We start from the raw sequence: 18,826 nt of genomic DNA on the forward strand, positions 1-18,826 counted from the left end.
GCTGCCCCTCTGTTTTTGTCGCTACCCGTCGTCTGCGGTCGCTACCTCTCTCCTTCTGCCGCTACCCCTTTGTTTCCTTCGCACCCCCTCTGCGCGCGCTGCGGGGTGGCGGAGGACGGGAAGGGGCGGCGACGGAAGGGAAAGGGTGGCGGGGGAAGGGAAACCACGGACAGGCTGGGGATCGTGCAGATGCACCTGTGGTGCTGTGGAGAGAGCGCGGCGTCGTGCCGTAGTGTGGAGGTCAGCAGCCCGGAGCGGGGAGGGGGGCAACATGGCACAGCGGACTTATCTGACCACAACCTACGTGCGCGTCTCAGACCAGCATCAGCTGCACGAGATGACTGATCTTCTTCGCGAGATGTTCGTCGAGGCGGTTCGGGATGTTGCTGATGTCTGCGTCGATGACGTGCGGGCGGCGTCATCCCTGTGCTCAGTGGTTGTCACGCTTCGTGTGGAGGCGGAAGGAGCGCAAGCGGCCGCTGATCGCGCTGACCGGATTTATGACACAGCCATGAACCTCATGGGTCAACGGGCGGATGGACTCGTGCAGCGTCAGTCCTCGCTGACATATGCATAGGTGTCGTCATGGGGAGTGGACCGCGCGGTGAGCCGTCGACAGACAGAATTCTGACGCTGCGGGCTCGCCGGTGGATCGAGGGCAACGCTAGTGATCTGCTCTCGCTGCTGGCGGCGCTTCTTCTTCTCATTCCGAGCCTTTTCAACGGTGAGGACAGCACCGGGTGGCACGGACGTACATGGTGGTGGCTGACTGCTCTGGTCTTGGCGATCGTGCTCATGATCGTGTCAGTGGTGTGGAAGGTCAGAATCCGACCAACGCGAGAACAGCTGTTAGCCGAGGCCGATCGGCTATCTGAGCACCAGGAGCGTTGGCGCCGGGAGCTGCGCGAGGCGGTGCGTGTGGTCGCGATGGAGCTCTTTGTCCACACTGTTGCCCGTCCTACAGAGGCACGTGTCACGGTGTACTTCCATCGGGATGGCGGTTTCGTCCAGGTTGCTCGGGCTTCGCGCAACCCAAAGCTTGATACGGCGGGACGGGTTCGTTATCCGGACAACGTTGGGGTGATCGCGCAGGTATGGGAGAACGGTGCGGCAGTTGTCACGGGGTTGTCGGGTGATCGGGACGAGTGGGTGAGAAGCGCGGTCGAAGAATATGGGCTGGATCCTCTCGACGCTGAGAACGTTGCGGATCGCATGATGAGCCGATCAATCGTCGGAAAGCGGCTGGAGCACGGGCGAGGGTTATCGGGCATCTTGCTCGTTGAGCCCCTGTCTCCACGCGGTGTCTCTGGGCAGACTCTCGACCTTCTCAATGGTGACGAGCCTTTGGCCAAGAGCCTGCTGTCTGTGTTGAACGAGGTTCTTGACGTGATGAGTGAGAACTTCGAAGAAGCAGCAGATGATGGGGTGGTTCCCTCGTTGTTTGAGACTGCTGGGGTGTGAGGCGTTGCTTGTTCTTCCTCCCGTCCTTCCCGCGTGTATGACCACAGGGTGGCGGAGCTGACCGGCTTGCGGGAGCTCCTCCCTTCCTTCCCGCGTGTATGGCGCCGCGTCACCAGCTTGTGGTGGCGCGGCGTCATTGTGGGTGTGGGCCTGGTCGGTGTTGTCGCTACCCCATTGTTTCCTTCGCACCCCCTCTACGCGCGCTACGGGGTGGCGGAGGAAACAAAGGGGTAGCGGGGGAGGCAGAGGGGTAGCGATGGGCGCTCAGGGGCAGCGCAGCCCCTCGTGCGACGGCCCCGCACGCCCTAGAATCCCCGGCGATGCGACTGACCGCCCTCCTTCCTGTTCTCCTGACCGACCCGACGACCGCCGCACTCGTGAGCGCCGCGGGCTCGTCCGCGCGCACGGACCGCACCACCGTGGTCGCGTGTGGGGCCCGGCCAGCCGTCCTGGCCGCCATGGCGCTGGGTGAGGACGGGGTCGCCAGAGCCGTCGGCTCCGTCCACGCCACGGCCGCCGCGCGCCCAGACGCCGCCGCGTCCCAGAGTCAGGGCACACCTTTGCTGGTCATCACCGCGACCACCCGTGAGGCGGAGGAGACCGCCGCGGCGCTGACCTGCTACCTGCCTGAGAGTGACGTCGCTGTTTTCCCCGCCTGGGAGACCTTGCCCCACGAGCGTCTGTCCCCTCGAGCGGACACCGTGGCCACCCGTCTGTCCGTCCTGCGTCGCCTGGCTCATCCCGAGGACGGCGACGCCGGCGCAGACGGTCCCGGAACCGCAGCCGACCCCTCGCGCGGCCCCATCCGGGTCCTGGTTGTCCCCGTGCGCGCGTTGCTGGCCCCCGTGGTTGATGGCCTGGGGGAGCTCGAGCCCATCCACCTGGCCCCGGGCCTGGAGCTCGGGCTGGAGGCCACGGCCCAGCGTCTGGCCGACGCCGCCTACACGCGGGTCGACATGGTGGAGAACCGCGGCGAGTTCGCCGTGCGTGGCGGCATCCTCGACGTCTTTCCCCCGACCCAGCCCCGGCCGGTGCGTGTGGACTTCTTCGGTGACGAGATTGAGTCCGTCTCCTCCTTTGCCGTCGCCGACCAGCGCACGATCGAGGAGGTCGGTGCGGTCACCGCGACCGCCTGCCGCGAGATCCTGCTGACCGAGGAGGTGCGAGGGCGCGCCAAGCGCCTTATGGGCGTCATTCCTTCCGCGGCCGACATGCTGGAGAAGATCGCCGCCGGCATCCCGGTTGAGGGGATGGAGTCCCTCGCTCCTGTTCTCGTGCCCCGGATGGTGCCCCTGCTTGACCTCGTCGGTGACCGGCTCGTCGTCGGCCTGGAGCCTGAGCGAGTGCGTAAGCGGGCCGAGGACCTGACCGCCACCACCCAGGAGTTCCTCGCCGCTGCCTGGACCTCGGCCGCCTCGGGAGGCCAGGCTCCGGTGGACCTGTCCGCCGCCGCCTTCGCTCACCTGGCCGAGGCACGCGGCCTGGCGCTGTCCACCAACCGCGGCTGGTGGTCCTTCACTTCCCTCAAGGCCAGCCCGGACACCGTCGAGCTCGACCTGCGTGACCCGCGTGGTTACGCAGGCAGCCTTGACGAGGCGGTCACGGACCTGGGCCGCCTGGCGCGCGAGGGCTGGAGTGTCGTCGTCGCTACCGATGGCCCCGGCCCCGGCCGGCGCATGGCCCAGCTGCTGGGCGACGGCGGAGTGCCGGCCCGGATCGTCACCCAGCTTGACGAGCCCGCAGACCTCGGCGCGGCTCGCGATGACGGCGGGGTGGAGGGCGACGGCGTCGTGCGCGTCACGCAGGCCAGCGCCGGTCACGGCTTCGTGGCCGAGGACCTGCGCCTGGCCCTCATTGCCGAGTCTGACCTGACCGGGCGAGCCTCGGCCGGGCCGCGCTCGCGCAAGGTGATGCCCGCCCGGCGCTCGCGGCGCAGCGTCGACCCGCTCTCCTTGCACTCCGGTGACCTTGTGGTCCACGCCCAGCACGGTGTGGGGCGCTTTGTTGAGCTCATGCGCCGCAACGTGGGCACCGGCAAGAACGCCGCCACTCGCGAGTACGTGGTCATCGAGTACGCCCCCTCCAAGCGGGGCCAGCCCGGCGACCGCCTGCTTGTGCCCACCGACGCCCTGGACCAGGTGAGCAAGTACGTGGGCGGGGACAACCCGACCCTGAACAGGATGGGCGGGGCGGACTGGGCCAAGACCAAGTCCAAGGCCCGCAAGGCCGTACGTGAGATCGCCGGCGAGCTCGTGCGGCTGTACGCCGCCCGCTCGGCCACCTCCGGCCACGCCTTCGCCCCGGACACCCCCTGGCAGTCCGAGCTGGAGGAGTCCTTCCCCTATACCGAGACCGCTGACCAGCTTGCCACGATCGACGAGGTCAAGTCGGACATGGAGAAGGCCCAGCCCATGGATCGCCTCATCTGCGGCGACGTCGGCTACGGCAAGACCGAGATCGCGGTGCGCGCCGCCTTCAAGGCCGTCCAGGACGGCAAGCAGGTGGCGGTGCTCGTGCCCACCACGCTGCTGGTCTCCCAGCACGCCGAGACCTTCACCGAGCGCTACGCGGGCTTCCCGGTGCGCGTGGCCCAGCTCTCGCGCTTCCAGTCGGCCAGCCAGTCCGAGGAGGTCTTGAAGGGCTTGGCATCCGGGGCGATCGACGTCGTCATCGGCACCCACCGCCTCATCACCGGGCAGGTGCGTTTCAAGGACCTGGGGCTGGTCATCATCGACGAGGAGCAGCGCTTCGGGGTTGAGCACAAGGAGACCCTCAAGGCCCTGCGTACGGACGTGGACGTGTTGTCCATGTCTGCCACCCCGATCCCGCGCACCCTGGAGATGGCGGTGACTGGCCTGCGCGAGATGTCGACGCTGGCCACCCCGCCCGAGGACCGCCACCCGATCCTGACCTACGTGGGTGCCTACGAGACCAAGCAGGTCTCGGCCGCGATCCGCCGTGAGCTGCTGCGCGACGGCCAGGTCTTCTACGTCCACAACCGCGTGGAGGACATTGACCGTGTGGCCGCCCGCATCCAGGAGATGGTGCCCGAGGCGCGTGTGGCCACCGCCCACGGGCAGATGGGGGAGGTACGCCTGGAGCAGGTCATCGACGACTTCTGGCACAAGGAGATCGACGTCCTGGTGTGCACGACTATTGTGGAGACCGGCCTGGACGTGTCCAACGCCAACACCCTCATCGTCGACCGGGCTGACCGCATGGGGCTGTCCCAGCTCCACCAGCTGCGCGGACGCGTGGGGCGCGGTCGTGAGCGGGCCTACGCCTACTTCCTCTATCCCGCGGACAAGCCGCTGACCGAGACCGCCCTGGAGCGTCTGCGCACCATTGCCACGAACACGGACCTGGGCGCCGGCATGCAGGTGGCCATGAAGGACCTGGAGATCCGCGGGGCCGGCAACCTCCTGGGAGGTGAGCAGTCCGGGCACATCGCCGGGGTCGGATTCGACCTGTACGTGCGCATGGTCTCTGAGGCGGTGGCCGCCTACAAGAAGGCCCTCAAGATCAACCCCGAGACCGCTGGCGACGCCGCTGAGGCCGAGGCGGAGATCGACCAGGACCTGCGGGTCGAGCTGCCGGTGGACGCCACGATCCCCGAGGACTACGTCCCCCACGAGCGCCTGCGTCTGGAGGCCTACACCAAGTTCGCTGCCGCTCGTAGCGACGACGACGTCGCCGACGTCCTGGACGAGCTCACCGACCGCTACGGTCCGGTTCCCGAGCCCACCCAGCGTCTGGCGGCCCTGGCGCGCCTGCGTGCGCTCGCGGCCCGGTTGGGGGTGCGCGAGATCGTGGCGCAGGGCAAGTCGATCCGCTTCGCGCCGCTGGACCTGGCTGAGTCCGCGCGTATGCGGCTGACCCGGCTCTACCCCGGCACCACGCTCAAGCCCGCCACTCGCACCATTGTGGTGCCGGCCCCGGGCACGGCCCGGATGGGTGGGGGCCCGGTGGAGGGCGAGGCCCTGCTGCGCTGGGCCGAGGTGCTGCTGCGTGCGGTGGTCGAGGGGGACAAGGACTACGAGGTCGAGGCCACGACCTACCGACGCCGCCGCTAGCCTTGCGCCGGGCGGGCTACCATGTGCCTGTCCCGACGCCTCGTCACAAGGAGATCCTCGTGCTCACCACCGCCTCGCGCCGCGTGCGTGCCCTCGCTGCCGGCGTCCTTCTTGTTGCCAGCGGGGCCCTGACCGCTTGCTCCGTGCACCCGGGCCAGGCCGCCGTGGCGCAGTTCACGGGGCTGGACGGCGCTCAGCAGGAGATCAGCGTCTCCGAGACTGATCTGGCTGAGGCCACCAGCGACCTTGCCCCGCTGGGGTGGACGCGCGACCGCGTCCTGAACGGGCTGCTCCAGGCGCCGGTCTACTTCGAGCTGGCCGAGAAGTACGGGCTGTCGGTGCCTGACGCGGACGTGGAGACGATCCTCGCCCAGGCCAACCCTGAGGCCTCCTCCTTCTCCGAGGGCGCCAAGACCATCGCCCGCCTGTCCGCCATCAGCGCGCAGCTTCAGGGCGTCAGCGCCGATGAGGCTGAGCAGGCGCAGGCCGACTTCACCGCCATGGCCCAGTCCTTCCAGCCCACGGCCTCGCCGCGTTACGCCGCCGAGCGTCCCTGGGAGATCCAGGACGCCTCGGCCCTCTCGCTTGACGGCGCCCAGGAGTGATTCGGGCGAGGCAAACGTCACGCCCGGCGTGAACATGGGAATCACGGGGGACCTCCGCCCTCGTGCCTGAGGGGCAGGCCCGGTAGTCTGGGCCTTGCATCCTGATATCAATCCAACAAGGAGCACCCACAGTGGCCCTCATCGAGAACGTTCACGCACGCGAGATCCTCGACTCCCGTGGCAACCCGACCCTCGAGGTCGAGATCCTGCTTGAGGACGGCGCCTCCGCCCGCGCTGCCGTCCCCTCCGGCGCCTCCACCGGCGCCTTCGAGGCCGTCGAGCTGCGCGACGGCGACAAGTCCCGTTACCTGGGTAAGGGCGTTGAGAAGGCCGTTGCCAACGTCAACGACGTCATCGCCCCCGAGATCATCGGCTACGACGCCGCTGACCAGCGCGGCCTGGACCGCCTCATGATCGAGCTCGACGGCACCCCCAACAAGGGCAAGCTCGGCGCCAACGCCATCCTGGGTGTCTCCCTCGCCGCTGCGCAGGCGTCCGCTGAGTCCGCCGGCCTGGACCTGTTCCAGTACGTCGGTGGCCCCAACGCCCACGTCCTGCCCGTGCCGATGATGAACATCCTCAACGGTGGCTCCCACGCTGACTCCAACGTGGACATCCAGGAGTTCATGATCGCCCCGATCGGCGCCAAGTCCTTCCGCGAGGCCCTGCGCATGGGTGCTGAGGTCTACCACTCGCTCAAGGCCGTGGTGAAGGAGAAGGGCCTGTCCACCGGCCTGGGTGACGAGGGCGGCTTCGCCCCCAACCTTGAGTCCAACCGTGAGGCCCTGGAGCTCATCTGCGCCGCCATCGAGAACGCCGGCTACAAGCCGGGCGCTGACGTCGCTCTGGCCATGGACGTGGCCTCCAGCGAGTTCTTCGACGCCGAGACCAAGACCTACGCCTTCGAGGGCGAGGCCCAGGACACCGCCTCCATGGTGGCCTACTACAAGAAGCTGGTTGAGGACTTCCCGATCGTCTCCATCGAGGACCCGCTGAGCGAGGACGAGTGGGATGACTGGAAGCACCTGACCGAGGAGATCGGTGACAAGGTCCAGCTCGTGGGTGACGACTTCTTCGTCACCAACCCCGAGCGTCTGGCCAAGGGCATCGAGCTCGGCGCCGCCAACGCCCTGCTGGTCAAGGTCAACCAGATCGGTTCGCTCACCGAGACCCTCGAGGCCGTCGAGATGGCCCACCGCGCTGGCTACAAGACGATGACCTCCCACCGCTCCGGTGAGACCGAGGACGTCACCATCGCCGACCTCGCCGTGGCCACCAACTCCGGCCAGATCAAGACCGGTGCTCCCGCCCGTGGCGAGCGCATCAACAAGTACAACCAGCTCCTGCGCATCGAGGAGGCCCTGGGCGAGGACGCCGTCTACGCCGGCCGCTCCGCCTTCCCGCGCTTCCAGGGCTGAGCTCCTGGCTTGAGGTTGCACGTGGCACAGGGTGACCCCTGAGCCGCACGCACCGACGGGGTGCGACCTGACGATCAGGTCGCATCCCGTCGTCGTCTGCGGGCGCGGTGGCAGTAGACGCGTGAGCAACGCACCGGCAGGGCGTGGTGCCACTTCCCAGGCCCGTGAGGCAGGATCTCCCCATGACACCGCGCCGACCCTCACCTGCCCGCCCGGGCGCCCGTCCGGGCGGGCGCGCTGGCGGTCGGCCGGCTACGGGGCGCCAGGGGCCGGGCGGACGCGAGAGCGCCACCGGCCAGTCGCGCGCGAGCTCGGCCTCAGGCTCGCAGCCGGCGCACTCCTCCTCAGCCTCAGAGGCAGGTGCACGCCAAGAGCGTGAGGACCAGGAGCCGGTACGTCCCTCGGCCCGCACAGCACCGGAGTACACGATGCTCCGGCTGGGTGGCCCGGACGGCATTGCCGTGCCCGCCCGGGTGCTCATCCTGGCTCTGGTGCTCCTGTTCGCCTTCGTCATCACCTTCCCGGCGCTGCGCGGCTACCTGTCCCAGCAGGCTCAGTACGACGCGATCATGAGACAGCTCCAGGAGGCGCGAGCCACCTCCACCGCGCTGGAGTCAGAGCTGGCCCGGTGGGACGACGACGCCTACGTGCGTGCTCAGGCGCGCGAGCGCTTGTCCTACGTCATGCCGGGAGAGACCACCTACGTCGTCGTCGGCGCTGACCAGTTCGAGGACCAGACCAAGGCGGCGGCCAAGGCCGCGGCTGAGGCCGAGGCTGGCAGCCCGTGGTACTCGGTCCTGCGAGAGTCGGCAGAGGTCGCCGGGGCTACCGATGAGCAGGCGCCGCCGGAGGAGTCTCAGCGTGGCTGGTCCACCGCGGTCCCGACCGTCCCCACCCCGACGCCTGAGCCGGCCGACGAGTCCGGCGCACAGTAACGCTCCCATCACCCTCCCATCGCGAAGGAGCTCCATGAGCACGCAGCCCGAGCACACGAGCACCCCGGCCCAGCCCGGTCAGGCTCCCGACCAGGAGCCCGCGGTGACGCCGGGCCGTACCCGCAGCGATGAGGTGACGCAGGCCGACCTGGAGGCGCTGCGTGAGCAGCTGGGCCGGGTGCCGCGCGGCGTCGTCTCCATCGCTGCGCGCTGCGTGTGCGGGCTCCCGACCGTCGTGCGCACGGCTCCGCGTCTGCCTGACGGCTCACCGTTCCCCACTAGCTACTACCTCACTCACCCGGCGGCGGTGAAGGGCTGTTCCACCCTGGAGGCCGAGCACCTCATGGAGGACTACAACGCCCGGCTCGCCGAGGACGCTGAGCTTGCCGCGGCCTACGCCCGCGCTCACGAGGACTACCTGGCACGTCGCGCTGAGCTGGGAAGCGTGGAGGAGATCGACGGCGTCTCGGCCGGCGGCATGCCGACCCGCGTCAAGTGCCTGCACGCCCTGCTCGGCCACGCCCTGGCCGCTGGCCCTGGCGTCAACCCCATCGGTGACCTCACCCTGGAGGTGCTGCGCGAGCGCGGGATGTGGGACCCGCAGCGGTGCAGCTGCTGAGCGCTGCCCGGCGGCCCTTGCTGCTCGGCGGCCCTTGCTGCTCGGCGGCCCCGGCCTGACAGCGGCTGGCCTGCTGCTGACCGGTGGACCGGTGGGACCTGACAATCTAGAGGAGAACTGACATGACGCGTGTGGCCGCGATCGACTGCGGGACCAACACCATCCGCCTGCTCGTGGCTGACCTGCTCCCGCGCGAGGCGGGCACCGGCCTCGCCCAGCTGGTGCGTGACAACGAGATCGTCCGACTGGGCCAGGGGGTGGACCGCACCGGCCGTCTGGACGAGGCGGCGCTGGAACGCACCCTCGCCGTCGTGGACTCCTACGCGGCGACCTGCCGCGCCCAGGGGGTGGAGCGCATGCGCTTCGTAGCCACCTCGGCCACGCGCGACGCCTCCAACCGCGCCGTCTTCGTCGACGGTGTGCGCGAGCGCCTGGGTATCGAGCCGGAGGTCATCAGCGGGCAGGAGGAGGCCCGGCTGTCCTTCTCCGGCTCCTCCCTCTGCCTGGACCGGTTCGTTGGCACTCAGCCGGAAGGTCCCCACCTCGTCGTCGATCTCGGCGGCGGCTCCACCGAGCTGGTCCTGGGACGCAGCGGCCCCCAAGCCGCCTTCTCCATGGACACCGGTTCGGTGCGCGTGACCGAGCGCTACCTGGCCGACGGCGTCACGCCCGCCTCCGAGGCGGCGGCGCGTGCGCACGTGCGTGAGCTGCTGGACCAGGCCAGTGACGTCGTCGACCTGTCCGCCGCTACCAGGCTCGTGGGGCTGGCGGGCACTATCACCACCGTGACGGCCCACGCCCTGGGGCTGGCCGACTTCGATGCCGCGGCCCTTGACGACGCCGTGGTTCCGGCTGAGACGATGCTGGCCTCATGCGAGGCGATCGTGCATTCCACCGCGGCTGAGCGTGAGTCGTGGGCCTATCTACGGCCCGGTCGCCGCGACGTCATCGCCGCCGGCGCTCTGGTGTGGTCCGAGGTAGTAGCGCGCGTCATGGCTGAGACCGCCGCGGGACCGGCACCGGTGACCTCCTCGATCACCTCGCTGTCCGACATTCTGGACGGGATCGCCCTGTCCATGGCCGACGGCGCCGGAACGGCGGTGAGCGCGTGAGTACGGGCCTGCCGGCGGGCCTGGCCGCGCAGCTGGAGCGGATCGCCGCCTCGGTCCGCGCCTGCGGGCTCGCTGTGCCCGGGTCCCCTGCCTGCCCGGGCCCGCGTACCTGGCGCGGTGCGCGCCTGGGTGGCCGACTCCCAGTGGTTGCCGTGTCCACGACCGGGCGCACGCCCGCCGAGGCTGCCTCACACGCCGCAGCAGCCTGCGCGGCCGGTGCTGACGTCGTCGAGCTGCGCCTGGATCTGCTGGACGCTGCAACCGGGGCCGGGCCTGTGCTCGGGGCCGAGGCTGGCCGACGGCTTGCGGAAGGTGTGTGGCCCGCGGTCCAGCAGGTGGCCGCGGCCGTGGCCACCACGCGCCTGCCGCTGCTGGCCACGCTCCGTACCTCCGCCGAGGGCGGCGGGGTCGAGATCGACGACGATGCCTACCGGGCGCTGCTGAGCGCAGTGCTCGCAGCCTGTAGCCAGGACGAGGCAGCCCGCCAGGTGGTCACGGCCCTGGACGTCGAGCTGGCGCGCGACTGCGTCAGTGAGCTGGCGGCGCTGGCCGGGCCGAGCGGGATCGATGTTCTTGCCTCGGCGCACTTCTTCTCCTCCGCCCCGGCCGAGGATGAGATCGTCAGTGTCCTGGAGAGGATGGAGACGCAGGGGGCCCAGGTTGCCAAGGTGGCGGTCATGCCCGCCAGCCAGGACGACGTCGCTCGTCTCCTGCGCGTTGCAGTGCGGGCGCGAGGCCGTCTCCAGGTTCCGGTGATCGCGATCGCGATGGGGGAGGACGGAGTCATCAGCCGGCTGGCGGGTGGGGTCTTCGGCTCTGCCCTCACCTTCGCCACCGCCGGCGCCACCGCGTCAGCGCCCGGCCAGCTCCCGGTGGCACAGGTGCGCAGCGCCATGGAGGAGCTGGAGGCCGGCGAGGAGCGGGCCTCGGCCTGGAGCGGCAGCGCGCTGGAGGGGCGGTGAGTCCGGTCTCACCGCGGCGGCGTCTGGCCCCGCCTGCGAGCGAGCAGGTAGTGTAGGCGACGTTGCCCCGGCGAGGGACACGTGCTGCGCACGTGCATCCGTGATCGACGTGGTGGTACCAGGAGGTACTGCGCGTCGCCGCGCCCTCCCGGACCACCAGACCTGCGGGGCCCGGCCCCGCCTTAAGAAGAGGAGAACCCTCATGGCGAACAAGGCCATCACCCTCAAGGGCACTGACCGCACCAACTTCGGCAAGGGCTCCGCCCGCCAGGCTCGTCGCAACGGCCAGGTCCCGGTCGTCGTCTACGGTCACGGCACCGAGCCGCGTCACTTCCTCCTGGAGGAGCACGCCACCCGCCTCGCCCTGCGCGGCAACGAGAACGCCCTGGTCGAGCTCGCCGTGGACGGCGAGACCATCCTGGTCCTGACCAAGGACGTCCAGCGTCACCCCATCCGCCCGGGCGTCCAGCACGTGGACTTCCAGCTGGTCAACCGCAACGAGCGCGTTGAGGTCGAGGTCCCCGTCACCGTCATCGGCGAGCCCGTGGCCTCCACCATCCACATGGTCGAGGCGGCTCACCTGCTCGTCTCCGCCCCGGTGATCTCCATCCCCGAGGCCATCGAGATCGACATCACCGGCGTCGAGGCCGGCACCACCATCCGCGTCTCTGACATCACCCTGCCCGAGGGCGTCGAGGCCGTCACCGACGCTGAGGAGGACGTGGTCAACGTTGTGGACGAGGCCTCCATCGCCGTCGATGTCCCGGAGCCCGAGGCTGGCGCTGAGGCGGCTGACGAGGCTGAGGCTCCTGCCGAGGCTGAGTGAGCCTGACCTGACGTGAGCGGCAGGCGGCTGCGCCGCTGACCGCATGACGACAGACAAAGGAGCTCCTATGAGCGACCCCTGGCTCATCATCGGGCTGGGGAACCCCGAGGCCCGGTACGCCCGCAACCGCCACAACGTCGGCCATATGGTGATCGACGTCCTGGCTGGGCGTGCCGGGTCTCGGCTCTCCAAGCACAAGGCTCGCGCGCAGGTGGCTGAGGTGCGGCTGGGCATGGCGCCCGGCGGCGCCCCAGGACCGCGTGTCATCCTGGCCGAGCCCGCCACCTTCATGAACCTGTCCGGAGGCCCGACGGCGGCGCTGGCGAAGTTCTACGGCATCGACCCGGCCACGAACCTGCTCGTCATCCACGACGAGCTTGACCTGCCGGCTCACACGCTGCGCCTCAAGCGCGGTGGCGGCGAGGGCGGGCACAACGGGCTGCGTTCCATCAGCCAGGCGGTGGGGAGCCGGAACTACGCACGCCTGCGTGTGGGGATCGGTCGGCCTCCAGGGCGTCAGGACCCGGCGGACTTCGTCCTGTCCGACTTCCCGGCCCGCGAGCGGGCAGAGCTGGACGTCACCCTGGAGCTGGCGGCAGACGCCGTCGAGGCAGTGGTGAGCGCGGGCCTCGAGGCGGCCCAGCAGCAGGTGAACTCGCGCTAGCGAGCAGCGGTGTGGTGGTCAGGCCATCAGGCCGGTCTCGTAGGCCACGACGACAGCCTGGACCCGGTCACGCACGTCCAGCTTGGCCAGCACGTTACCCACGTGGGTCTTGACCGTGGTGGCCGAGACGACGAGCTGGTCCGCGATCTCCGAGTTGGACATGCCCTGGGCGATGAGGACCAGGATCTCGCGCTCACGCGGGGTCAGCGAGGCGATCCGCGGGTCCTCGGCGGCGTCCTGCGCGCCGTCCTGCGGCAGTTGGGAGGCGAACATCTCCAGCATCCGGCGCGTCACGCGCGGGGAGACCACGGCCTCGCCGCTGGCCACGGTGCGGATCGCCTCGGCCAGCTCGGCGGGGCGGGTGTCCTTGAGCAGGAAGCCGGCGGCCCCGGCGCGCAGCCCGGCAAAGGCGTACTCGTCCAGGTCGAAGGTGGTCAGGATGAGGATCTTGGTGCCCGGGCACTGCTGAGTGATGGCCTCAGTAGCCTCGATCCCGTTCATCCCCGGCATACGCACGTCCATGAGGATGACGTCGGGGTGCAGGGCGCGCGCCTGGGCCAGGGCGGAGGCGCCGTCGGAGGCCTCACCGACCACCTCGATACCCTCCTCAGCGTCCAGCACCATACGAAAGCCCATGCGCATCAGCGCCTGGTCGTCAGCCAGCACCACGCTGACTGGACGTGAGGGGACAGCGCTATCGTCCTGCGCCTGCGTCTGCGCCTGGGCCGGCTCGTTCTCGTTCAGAGCGGCAGCTGCCAAGGTGAAGTCCCTTCGTCGTCCTCGTCCCAGCGCAGCACGGCACGAACCTGCCAGCCGGTGGGTGTTGGTCCAGCATCAACGGTCCCACCATAGACGGAGGCCCGCTCACGCATGCCGATCAGTCCCTTACCCGAGCCGTGCATCGGCGTGGCGCCTGGGGCGGCCTCGTTGGTGACGGTCAGGACCACCGTGCCCGTGTGGCGCTGCACGGTGACCTGGACGTCCTTGGTGGTGGGGGCGTAGCGCAGGATGTTCGTCATCGACTCCTGTGCGATACGGAAGAGCGTGAGCTGCAGGCCCTTGTCCTCAGGCAGGGCGGCGCCGGTCCACGTGTAGGACACCGGGACCCCGGCAGCCTGGAAGCGCTCGACCAGGGCCTCCAGGTCCGCGGTCTCGGGTGCCGGGGCCATCGGGATCTCACCGGTGGTGCAGTCCTGGGCGGCATCGGTGGCACGACGGCGAAGATCGGCGATCGGCTGGCTCGGCTCGCTGGATGCCACGGTGTCGGGCGGGGCGAACTCGGGCACCGGAAGCTCTCGCACCACCGGCAGCGGGCCGGTCGACGGCGGAAGTGGGGGCAGGGGGCCCGTCGCCTCGCCTGCCGCCCGCGTGGGGCTGGCGTCGTGGGAGGCGAGGTCGCCGGCAGGATTCTCGGCGGCGGAGGACTGCGGGGCCGAGTAGGCGCCCGGGTCGTCACGCAGGACACCGACCAGCCGGCGGGTGTCAGCCAGGGCCGATCGCCCGGTGTCACCCAGGACTGTCAGGGCCTGCTTGGCCATCTGCGGGTTGCGGTCCACCGCGGCGGCGGCGCCGTCGGCCATCGTGATCATGACGGCGAGGGAGTGGGCGATGATGTCGTGCATCTCGCGGGCGATGCGGCTGCGCTCGTTGGCTGCGGCCAGCATCATCGTCTGCTCACGAGCCAGGGACAGTCTCGCCGATCGCTCGCGGACCTGGACGAGCTGGGCGTGCTGAATGCGCAGGATGATGCCCACCAGTGTCCCGATGACGTCAATGAGCGCCAGCGGCAGCAGGCTGGAGCTGACCGCGCCGCAGGCCAGGATCGACACGGCGCAGGCCGCCCAGGCCCAGCCCATGCGGTAGCGGGTGGCCAGGGTCGCCAGGCTCAGCGGTGTGCCAAGCACGATGACGGCGGTCAGGGCCTGGCTCGCCGCGGCGGCGTCAGCGCCCTGGAGGTCAAAGACTGTCAGGCTGGCGACCAGATGCGCAGGCGGCGTAAAGGTGACCACTGCCCAGGTCAGGATCGGTAGCCGACGCCGTAGTGCCAGTCCTAGGCTGCAGGCCGCCCAGATGGCGTAGGTCAGGGCGAGCCAGCCGCCCTGGGAGGCCGTCATCGCCCACTGGGCGGCTGGCTCGCCCATAGGCAGGCCCAGGACGAGGATGACCAGGGCGAGCAGCGCGTCTGCCAGCGCGGCGTGGCGCTCCTGCCAGCGCATGAGACGCGTGGCGGTGGGGGAGACGGTCGTCAGGTCGTCCTCGGTTGGTGGCATGGGGTCATTGTGGCCCGAACGGAGCATGGCCGACGTGGCGCCACCCGTGGTGGTCAGGAGCTGATCGTGGCGGTGGGCAGTGCCTGCCAGGCTCAGGCGTCGCGCTTGGAGAAGGCCAGCCAACCGGCCAGCAGCGGGATGACGCACCAGGCGATGAAGACCAGGACTCCCTGGGCGTGGGTCAGGGAGAGGCTGGAGCCCTCAGTACCTGCCCAGGCGACCTGGGTGGAGTAGGGGTCGACGACTGCGGTGGAGACCTGGCTCAGGGTGTACTCCATGGCCTTTCGAGCCCAGCTCCAGACGCCTCCTGCGAGACTGAGCGGGATGTTGATGACGAACAGCAGGACCGTGACCACCGTGATCGCGCCGGCGGTGGAGCGCAGGAGGAAGCCCAGTCCCAGGGACATCAGCGCGATACCGGCGTAGGCCAGGCCGGATCCCCACACGTAGCCGAGGAACTCGGTGCGTCCCAGGGAGACAGGCTCGCCCTGCACCAGCGGCGCTGAGATGGCCCAGGCCGCCAGGATCGAGACGGCACCCAGCAGGAAGGACCACACGGCGATGGTGAGGGCCTTGGCCCAGAAGGAGCGCGAGCGGCGCGGGATCGCTGCGAGGGTGGAACGGATCTGGCCCGAGGAGTACTCGCCGGTGACGATGAGCGCTCCCATGACGGCCACGACGATCTGGCCGAAGGTCGTGCCCACCATCATGTAATGCCAGGACTGGTCCCCCATCTTCTCGGGGTCCGAGCCGATGATGACCATGGCGGCGCCGATGCCAGAGGTGATCAGGAGGGTGATGAGGCTGGAGATCCAGGTCGAGCGCAGGGTGGTGAGCTTGAGCCACTCGGCGCGCACGGCGCGCCAGAAGGTCTGGCGGCCGGCGATACGTAAAGAGCGGGAGGAGCGCGCGCCTCGGGCGGCAGGAGCAGCGGTGGTGGAGGTGGTCATGGTCGTGTCTTCTCCGAGATCAGTTCGTGGGCGGGATGAGGGGGCCTGTCTCAGGCGTGGGTGGCGGCCGGGGCCATCGCGGGAGCCTGGCCTGCCTGGCCGGTGGCGTACTCAACCTCACCGCCGGTCAGCTCCAGGTAGGCCTCCTCCAACGAGGCGTGCTGGGTGTGCAGCTCGTGCAGGACGATGCCCTGGGCGGCCGCGATCTCACCGACGCGGGCGGCGGGCGCCGTCGTCATGAGGGAGTCTGCACCGGTGGACCGCACGTCCAGGCCGGCGCGGCTCATGGCCTCGGCCAGGGCCGGGGCGGAGGGGCTGACGATGCGGACCGTGTCCGAGGCCGCCGAGGCGATGACCTCCTGGACCGGGCCCTGGGTGAGGATCTTGCCGCGGCCGATGATGATGAGGTGGTCAGCGGTCAGGGCCATCTCGCTCATGAGGTGAGAGGAGATGAAGACCGTGCGGCCATCGGCGGCGAGGTTGCGGCAGGTCTCGCGCACCCACTTCACGCCCTCGGGGTCCAGGCCGTTGACGGGCTCATCGAAGATGAGCACCTGGGGGTCACCCAGAAGAGCGGCGGCGATGCCCAGGCGCTGGCCCATGCCGAGGCTGAAGCCCTTGACGCGCTTCTTGGCCACGGGGGTGAGCCCCGTCAGCTCCAGGACCTCGTCCACGCGGGTGGTGGGGATGCCGTTGGACACGGCCAGCTGGGTCAGGTGCGCGCGGGCCGAGCGCGAGCCGTGCAGACCCTTGGCGTCCAGCAGGGCGCCGACCTCGCACAGCGGCGCCGCCAGGTCCCGGTAGGCGCGGCCGTTGACCTTGACGGTGCCGGAGGTGGGCTTGTCCAGGCCCATGATCATGCGCATCGTGGTGGACTTGCCGGCACCGTTGGGGCCGAGGAAGCCTGTGACGGTGCCCGGCTGGACGGTGAAGGAGATGCTGTCGACTGCGGTCTTGTTCCCGTAACGCTTGGTCAGGCCGGTGGCTTCGATCATGATCGTCCGATCGTTCCTCGTGGGTGAGTAGGTAGGTGGGGAGGGCGGGCAGGCGGGCCGCTGTGGTGGCCGTCTGTCTCCCGGTGCCCTCGGTATGGCCTCAGCCTAGGAACGGGGCAAGTGGGAGCCATCGCCCCGGGTGACGAACCTGGAGGAGGGTGCTCCTCCTCGTCAGGTGGGGGAGGAGTCCTCCTGAAGGAGGAGTACGGGCAGCGGTTCAGGACGCTCCCAGGAATCTCCGGGATGATGGACGCGTTGACCAAGGCACGGCGGCACTGCTCGCCGCCTCGCGACGACGCCCGTCCCCAAGGAGAGAGGACACTGCCAGATGAGCAACCCCTACTTCGATCGCAGCCCTGCCTTTAAGGAGGGCGGCACCGCCGTCGTCGAGCGCACCCCGCACGGCTACCCGACGATGCCTGGGTACGAGCCAGGGCGCGTGGGCCAGACGGCCACCAGCGGCCAGCAGGCCGCCCGGTACGGGCAGGTGAGCCCGCAGCAGGTGGCTGGTCTGGAGCAGCAGTACGCGGCGCCGTCGGCCGTGAACGTGGACCGCGGCCGCATGACCTATGACGACGTCATCATGCGCACCGCCGCGATGTTCGGCGTCATCGTCGCGGTCGGCGCCCTGACCTGGAACCTGGCGACCAGCCCGGCGACCTCCGGGATCGGCATGATGGTCATGATGGCGGGCGCCATCGGTGCACTGGTGCTCGGCCTGGTCAACAGCTTCAAGCGTGAGCCCAGTCCCGTCCTCATCCTGGCCTACGCCGCCTGCGAGGGGGCGATGCTCGGTGCCTTCTCCGGTGTCATGGAGCTCGCCTACCCCGGCATCGTGCTGCAGGCGGTGCTCGGTACCCTCGCGGTCTTCGCCGTCATGCTGGCGGCCTACAAGGTGGCTGGTTTCCGCGTCAGCGGCAAAGCTGCCCGCATCCTCCTGCTCGCCATGGGCGGCTACCTCATCTTCAGCCTGGTCAACTTCCTCCTCATGGTCACTGGCGTGGTCTCCGACCCCTGGGGCCTGCGCGGAGTGACCGTGGCGGGTATCCCGCTGGGTCTGGTGATCGGCGCGCTCGCGGTGGTCATGGCCGCCTTCAGCCTGGCCATGGACTTTGAGTCCATTCAGCGTGGGGTTGAGCGGGGACTGCCCACCCGCTACGCCTGGGCGGGGGCCTTTGGCCTCACGGTCACGCTCGTGTGGCTGTACGTGGAGATTCTGCGGATCCTGGCGATCCTGCGCGGGGACGACTGACCGCGACCGCGGTCCCGTAGGCTGAGACCATGATCAACACGCACATGCCCGCCGTTGACGGCGCGAAGGGCACCAAGCCGGTTCTCACCTTCCCCTCCGATGAGGCTCCCGAGGGCCTGCAGATCCAGGTTCTCGACGCCGGTGACGGCCAGGTCGTCGAGGCCGGAGACCACATCGTCTGCCACTACCTGGGCCAGACCTGGAACGGCGACGTCTTTGACAACTCCTACGACCGTGGCGCCCCGCTGGACTTCCAGATCGGGGTCGGCATGGTCATCCGCGGCTGGGACGACGGCCTGGTCGGCCAGCGCGTGGGCTCACGCGTCCTGCTGTCGATTCCCTCCGAGCTGGGTTACGGCGAGCGCGGCGTGCCGCAGGCCGGAATCAAGGGTGGGGACACCCTCGTCTTCGTCACGGAGATCCTCGGCGTCATGTGAGCCCGTTGAGGGCAAACGACGTCCTGTGGGTGGGCTGACCATGCCAGTCATGGTCAGCCCACCCACATTCGTCCTGACGGTGTGATCGGCCCTTCGCGTGTATGTCCGGGGCGCACGCAAAGGATGAAGGAGAACGGGAGCTCCCGAAGGTCATGAGTGAGGTTCACCTTGGTCCGCGTGATGACCCTCGCGCGTCCCGACCGTTGGAATCGCACTACCCTGAGACCAGCTTTCAGCACACGTTGTC

Annotated in this window: 17 protein-coding genes; 13 read left to right on the plus strand and 4 right to left on the minus strand. The window is 69.4% G+C overall.

Annotated features, from left to right (window positions below):
• Nucleotides 1-271: 271 nt before the first annotated feature.
• The 11 genes from CYJ26_RS09515 (at nucleotide 272) to pth (ending at nucleotide 12,675) form a co-directional block, all read left to right on the plus strand.
• Complete coding sequence (locus CYJ26_RS09515; protein WP_006548851.1) at nucleotides 272-577, plus strand: hypothetical protein; 306 nt, start codon at nucleotides 272-274, stop codon at nucleotides 575-577.
• Between the two features lie 8 nt (nucleotides 578-585).
• A complete protein-coding gene (locus tag CYJ26_RS09520; protein WP_101638328.1) occupies nucleotides 586-1,461 on the plus strand; it encodes a hypothetical protein in 876 nt (291 codons plus the stop codon).
• Nucleotides 1,462-1,781: 320 nt separating this feature from the next.
• The gene (gene mfd / locus CYJ26_RS09525) at nucleotides 1,782-5,534 is read left to right on the plus strand and encodes a transcription-repair coupling factor (protein WP_048679313.1); all 3,753 of its coding nucleotides are present in this window, start codon (nucleotides 1,782-1,784) and stop codon (nucleotides 5,532-5,534) included.
• 59 nt (nucleotides 5,535-5,593) lie between these two features.
• A complete protein-coding gene (locus CYJ26_RS09530) occupies nucleotides 5,594-6,139 on the plus strand; it encodes a hypothetical protein (protein WP_024034467.1) in 546 nt (181 codons plus the stop codon).
• Between the two features lie 131 nt (nucleotides 6,140-6,270).
• A complete protein-coding gene (gene eno, locus CYJ26_RS09535; RefSeq protein ID WP_006548856.1) occupies nucleotides 6,271-7,557 on the plus strand; it encodes a phosphopyruvate hydratase in 1,287 nt (428 codons plus the stop codon).
• 182 nt (nucleotides 7,558-7,739) lie between these two features.
• Nucleotides 7,740-8,492, plus strand: a complete 753-nt coding sequence (locus CYJ26_RS09540) for an FtsB family cell division protein (protein WP_053091445.1) — start codon at nucleotides 7,740-7,742, stop codon at nucleotides 8,490-8,492.
• Between the two features lie 34 nt (nucleotides 8,493-8,526).
• Complete coding sequence (locus CYJ26_RS09545) at nucleotides 8,527-9,111, plus strand: DUF501 domain-containing protein (protein WP_244902064.1); 585 nt, start codon at nucleotides 8,527-8,529, stop codon at nucleotides 9,109-9,111.
• 122 nt (nucleotides 9,112-9,233) lie between these two features.
• Nucleotides 9,234-10,223 (plus strand): Ppx/GppA phosphatase family protein, encoded by a 990-nt coding sequence (locus CYJ26_RS09550; RefSeq protein ID WP_006549914.1) that lies wholly within the window; start codon nucleotides 9,234-9,236, stop codon nucleotides 10,221-10,223.
• A complete protein-coding gene (aroD, locus tag CYJ26_RS09555; RefSeq protein ID WP_048679317.1) occupies nucleotides 10,220-11,185 on the plus strand; it encodes a type I 3-dehydroquinate dehydratase in 966 nt (321 codons plus the stop codon). The genes CYJ26_RS09550 and aroD overlap by 4 nt, the downstream gene beginning before the upstream one ends.
• A gap of 202 nt (nucleotides 11,186-11,387) precedes the next feature.
• Complete coding sequence (locus CYJ26_RS09560; protein WP_006548858.1) at nucleotides 11,388-12,011, plus strand: 50S ribosomal protein L25/general stress protein Ctc; 624 nt, start codon at nucleotides 11,388-11,390, stop codon at nucleotides 12,009-12,011.
• Nucleotides 12,012-12,078: 67 nt separating this feature from the next.
• Nucleotides 12,079-12,675 carry an aminoacyl-tRNA hydrolase gene (gene pth / locus CYJ26_RS09565; protein WP_048679319.1) on the plus strand — a complete coding sequence of 199 codons (597 nt, stop codon included), beginning with the start codon at nucleotides 12,079-12,081 and terminating at the stop codon, nucleotides 12,673-12,675.
• 18 nt (nucleotides 12,676-12,693) lie between these two features.
• Here the strand turns inward: pth and CYJ26_RS09570 are convergent, their stop codons facing one another.
• From CYJ26_RS09570 to CYJ26_RS09585, 4 genes are all read right to left on the minus strand, one after another.
• Nucleotides 12,694-13,344, minus strand: coding sequence for a response regulator (locus CYJ26_RS09570; RefSeq protein WP_101638341.1), 651 nt, complete (start codon nucleotides 13,342-13,344; stop codon nucleotides 12,694-12,696).
• Nucleotides 13,345-13,415: 71 nt separating this feature from the next.
• Nucleotides 13,416-14,945 carry a sensor histidine kinase gene (locus CYJ26_RS09575; protein ID WP_034236203.1) on the minus strand — a complete coding sequence of 510 codons (1,530 nt, stop codon included), beginning with the start codon at nucleotides 14,943-14,945 and terminating at the stop codon, nucleotides 13,416-13,418.
• 92 nt (nucleotides 14,946-15,037) lie between these two features.
• The gene (locus CYJ26_RS09580) at nucleotides 15,038-15,895 is read right to left on the minus strand and encodes an ABC transporter permease (RefSeq protein ID WP_101638329.1); all 858 of its coding nucleotides are present in this window, start codon (nucleotides 15,893-15,895) and stop codon (nucleotides 15,038-15,040) included.
• A gap of 50 nt (nucleotides 15,896-15,945) precedes the next feature.
• Nucleotides 15,946-16,890, minus strand: coding sequence for an ABC transporter ATP-binding protein (locus CYJ26_RS09585; protein ID WP_034236201.1), 945 nt, complete (start codon nucleotides 16,888-16,890; stop codon nucleotides 15,946-15,948).
• Between the two features lie 328 nt (nucleotides 16,891-17,218).
• Here CYJ26_RS09585 and CYJ26_RS09590 point away from each other — a divergent pair, with 328 nt between their 5' ends.
• On the plus strand, nucleotides 17,219-18,142 hold the full coding sequence (locus CYJ26_RS09590) for a Bax inhibitor-1/YccA family protein (protein ID WP_006548867.1): 924 nt from the start codon (nucleotides 17,219-17,221) through the stop codon (nucleotides 18,140-18,142).
• A 29-nt stretch (nucleotides 18,143-18,171) separates the two neighbouring features.
• Nucleotides 18,172-18,579: an FKBP-type peptidyl-prolyl cis-trans isomerase gene (locus CYJ26_RS09595; RefSeq protein WP_006548869.1), complete on the plus strand. Its 408-nt coding sequence runs from the start codon at nucleotides 18,172-18,174 to the stop codon at nucleotides 18,577-18,579.
• Nucleotides 18,580-18,826 lie beyond the last annotated feature (247 nt).

This window comes from Actinomyces urogenitalis (genome assembly GCF_002861525.1).
Lineage (GTDB): Bacteria > Actinomycetota > Actinomycetes > Actinomycetales > Actinomycetaceae > Actinomyces > Actinomyces urogenitalis.

Excerpts from the sequence above, each read along its gene's own strand:
- CYJ26_RS09515 (WP_006548851.1), top strand. The coding sequence starts at position 272 with ATGGCACAGCGGACTTATCTGACCACAACCTACGTGCGCGTCTCAGAC.
- CYJ26_RS09520 (WP_101638328.1), top strand. The coding sequence starts at position 586 with ATGGGGAGTGGACCGCGCGGTGAGCCGTCGACAGACAGAATTCTGACG.
- mfd (WP_048679313.1), top strand. The coding sequence starts at position 1,782 with ATGCGACTGACCGCCCTCCTTCCTGTTCTCCTGACCGACCCGACGACC.
- CYJ26_RS09540 (WP_053091445.1), top strand. The coding sequence starts at position 7,740 with ATGACACCGCGCCGACCCTCACCTGCCCGCCCGGGCGCCCGTCCGGGC.
- CYJ26_RS09545 (WP_244902064.1), top strand. The coding sequence starts at position 8,527 with ATGAGCACGCAGCCCGAGCACACGAGCACCCCGGCCCAGCCCGGTCAG.
- CYJ26_RS09550 (WP_006549914.1), top strand. The coding sequence starts at position 9,234 with ATGACGCGTGTGGCCGCGATCGACTGCGGGACCAACACCATCCGCCTG.
- CYJ26_RS09560 (WP_006548858.1), top strand. The coding sequence starts at position 11,388 with ATGGCGAACAAGGCCATCACCCTCAAGGGCACTGACCGCACCAACTTC.
- pth (WP_048679319.1), top strand. The coding sequence starts at position 12,079 with ATGAGCGACCCCTGGCTCATCATCGGGCTGGGGAACCCCGAGGCCCGG.
- CYJ26_RS09575 (WP_034236203.1), bottom strand. The coding sequence starts at position 14,945 with ATGCCACCAACCGAGGACGACCTGACGACCGTCTCCCCCACCGCCACG.
- CYJ26_RS09580 (WP_101638329.1), bottom strand. The coding sequence starts at position 15,895 with ATGACCACCTCCACCACCGCTGCTCCTGCCGCCCGAGGCGCGCGCTCC.
- CYJ26_RS09585 (WP_034236201.1), bottom strand. The coding sequence starts at position 16,890 with ATGATCGAAGCCACCGGCCTGACCAAGCGTTACGGGAACAAGACCGCA.
- CYJ26_RS09590 (WP_006548867.1), top strand. The coding sequence starts at position 17,219 with ATGAGCAACCCCTACTTCGATCGCAGCCCTGCCTTTAAGGAGGGCGGC.
- CYJ26_RS09595 (WP_006548869.1), top strand. The coding sequence starts at position 18,172 with ATGATCAACACGCACATGCCCGCCGTTGACGGCGCGAAGGGCACCAAG.